The organism is Nocardiopsis halophila DSM 44494 (assembly GCF_000341245.1).
Lineage (GTDB): Bacteria > Actinomycetota > Actinomycetes > Streptosporangiales > Streptosporangiaceae > Nocardiopsis_A > Nocardiopsis_A halophila.
In genome coordinates this window covers 1-2746 of sequence record NZ_ANAD01000153.1, presented here as the reverse complement: position 1 = coordinate 2746, position 2746 = coordinate 1, and the positions used below count along the sequence as shown (strand labels likewise).

Sequence of the window (2746 nt, the reverse complement as noted above, 5' to 3'; positions counted from 1 at the left end):
TCCCCCTGGCACCCCGGCAACCCGCCGCCTGGCAAGCAGGCGTGAGCGGGGCACCGGCTGTCCCGTCATTGCTGCTGTCCCCGACGCCGCAGAGGCCCGCCACCCGGCGAGCAACGCCGAGCGGGGCACCAGCCGTCCCGTCGCCTCCACTCCCCCGGGCCACCGGCCACCCGGCGGCCGACCGATGCCGCTGGGAAGCACCGTCCCTCCCTCCGCGTCCACGACCTCGGCTCGTGTACTGCTTCGGGAGCGGGGCGGCGGGGCCGCGGGAACACGCGGAGGCGGAGAGGCAGGGAACGCACGGACGTGCGCAGGGGCCGCAGTGCGGGAGCGGGGTGCGGAGGAGGGGCGGGAGACGTGCTGAATCGCCTGCTCCCCCAGGTTCGTCGGATTCCTCGGAGGAGCCCGTACGCGCCGGAGGGCCCAGTCGACACTCCCCTCTGTCCCCTCCGTCCTCTCCCTCCCCTCAGGCGACGTAGGGGTTGATCTCCTCGGCGGCCTTGCGGTCGAGCTTCTGGCTGATCACCTGGGAGATGCCGTCGCCCTGCATGGTCACGCCGTAGAGGGCGTCGGCCGCCTCCATGGTGCGCTTCTGGTGGGTGATCACGATCAGCTGGGACGACTCCCGCAGCTCCTCGAAGATCACCAGGAGGCGCTGGAGGTTGGTGTCGTCCAGGGCGGCCTCGACCTCGTCCATCACGTAGAAGGGGGACGGCCGCGCCTTGAAGATCGCGGCCAGGAAGGCGACCGCGGTCAGCGACCGCTCCCCGCCCGACAGCAGGGACAGCCGCTTGACCTTCTTGCCCGGCGGGCGGGCCTCCACCTCCACGCCCGTGGAGAGCATGTCCTCCGGAGAGGTGAGGACCAGCTTGCCCTCCCCGCCCGGGAACAGGCGGCCGAAGATCTTCGCGAACTCCCGCTCGACGTCGCCGAAGGCCGCCGAGAACACCTCCTGCACCCGGTCGTCCACCTCCTTGACGACGTGGAGCAGGTCGCGCTTGGTCTTCTTCAGGTCCTCCAGCTGGGCGTTGAGGAAGGCGTGCCGCTCCTCCAGGGCCGCGTACTCCTCCAGCGCCAGCGGGTTGATCTTGCCGAGCCGGTTCAGGTTCCGCTCGGCCTCCTTGGCCCGCTTCTCCTGCACCGAACGCACGTAGGGAACCGGCACCGCCGCATCGCCCTCGGCGTCGGCCGGCGGCGGGACCGGCACGTCCGGCCCGTACTCGGCGAGCAGCACCGGCACCTCGACGCCCAGCTCCTCCACCGCCCGGGTGTGCATCTGCTCCAGACGCATCCGGCGCTCCGCGCGCGCCACCTCGCTGCCGTGCACGGTGCTGACCAGCTTCTCCAGCTCCACCGACAGCTCCCGCACCCGCGCGCGCACCGTCTTGAGCTCGCCCTCCTGCTCCTGGCGGCGCCGCTCGGCCTCGGACCGGACCCGCTCGGCCTCGGCCAGCGAGTGCTCGATGCGCTCCAGGGCCAGACGCGCCGCCTCGGCCACCGCCTCGGCCACCCGCGCCTGCTCGGCGCGGAGCCGGCGGCGGCGCTCGGCCCGCTCCCGGGCCTCCCGCTCGGCCTGGGCCTGGCGCAGCAGCCCCGCGGCCCGCCCCTCGATGGAGCGCACCCGCTCCTCGGAGGTGCGCACCGCCAGCCGCGCCTCCATCTCCGCCTGGCGGGCCTCGGAGGACTCCCGGGCCAGCGCGTCCCGGCGCTCGNCCCCCCCCCGGGGGGGGGGAGCCGCTGCTCCAGCTCGGCCAGAGTGTCCAGCTCGGTCTGGCGCCCGGTGGCCGCCTTGGCGGCCGCGGCCGCGTACCGCTCCACCTCCGCCTCGGCCGAACGGGCCTGCCCGCCCAGCTTTCCGAGCCGCTGCGCCAGCTCGTTGCGGCGCTTGTCGCCCTCGCGGCGGCGCGCGCCCAGCTCCTCGACCCGGGCGGCGGCCCCGTCCCGGCGCTCCTGCGCCCCGGCCAGGGCCTCGCCCGCCTCCCGGCAGGAGGCGTCGGCCGCGGCGATGCGCTCGGCGGCCTCGTCGACGGCGGCCTGCACCTGCAGCAGGCTCGGCGCGCCCGCCGACCCGCCGTGCACCAGCGCCCCTGCGAACACGTCCCCGTCAGGGGTGACGCAGGTCAGCTCCGGGAGGGCGGCCAGCACCCGGCGCGCCTGCGCCGCGTCACCGACCAGGACCGCCCGCTCCAGCAGCGCGGTCACCGCGCCGGCCAGGCGCTCGGGCGCGGTCACCGCGTCCCGGGCGTACCTGCAGCCCTCGGGCGGCTCCGGCCAGTCCTCGCGCGCGAGCGCGGGGCCGGCCTGGGCCACCACCACACCGGCGCGCCCGGCCTCGTCCTGCTTGAGCAGGGCCAGCGCCGCCTCGGCGCCGTCGAGGCCCTCGACCGCCACACCCTCGGATGCGGCGCCCATGGCGGCGGCCACCGCGTCCTCGTGTCCGGGCTCGACGTCCACCAGCTCGGCCATGGCGCCGATCGCGCCGGGCAGCGCCTCGCCCGCGGCGAGCAGGGCGGCCGCGCCGTCCTTGCGCTCCAGGCCCATCTCCAGGGCCTCTTTGCGCGCCACCAGTGCGGCGCGCTCCCGCTCGGCGGTGCGCTCGGCGTCGCGCAGCCGCGCCAGTTCGGCGTCGGCCCCCTCCAGGTCGGCGCGGGCCTGCTCCAGGGCGCCGTCCAGTTCGGCGTCGCCCTCCTCCAAGCCCTCAGAGGCCTCGGCCGCCTCCTCGTACTCCAGGCGGGCGGCCTCGGCG

At 76.1% G+C, this 2746-nt stretch carries 1 pseudogene; it reads right to left on the bottom strand.

From position 1 onward, the window contains the following. Positions 1–466: 466 nt before the first annotated feature. Positions 467–2746 (bottom strand): annotated as a pseudogene (locus D450_RS30520) (AAA family ATPase); the annotation flags it as partial.